We start from the raw sequence: 267 nt of genomic DNA, 5'->3' as shown, positions 1-267 counted from the left end.
GATCGAGCAGGCCGGCAATGCCGGCCTCACCGTCACCGGTACCAGCGATCTGCGGGCCGGCACGGGCGCCATCACGCTGACCACGGCGGCCAACGATTTCCAGCAGGCGGTCAGCCTGCGTGGCGGCGCCACCCAGATCACCGACAGCGGCGCACTGACCCTGGGCACGCTGGCCACCGGCAACCTCACCGCCACCAGCACCGGCACGCTCAATCTCGGCAGCGGCAGGGTCACCGGCGCCCTCGGTGCCACCAGCAACAATGGCGC

Annotated in this window: 1 protein-coding gene; it reads left to right on the top strand. The window is 71.5% G+C overall.

From position 1 onward, the window contains the following. Positions 1-267 (top strand): hypothetical protein (locus Y887_RS20710; RefSeq protein WP_046965555.1); only part of this gene is annotated, 267 nt, incomplete at both ends.

Source organism: Xanthomonas pisi DSM 18956, assembly GCF_001010415.1.
Taxonomy (GTDB): domain Bacteria; phylum Pseudomonadota; class Gammaproteobacteria; order Xanthomonadales; family Xanthomonadaceae; genus Xanthomonas; species Xanthomonas pisi.
This window is presented reverse-complemented; position numbering and strand designations above follow the sequence as displayed.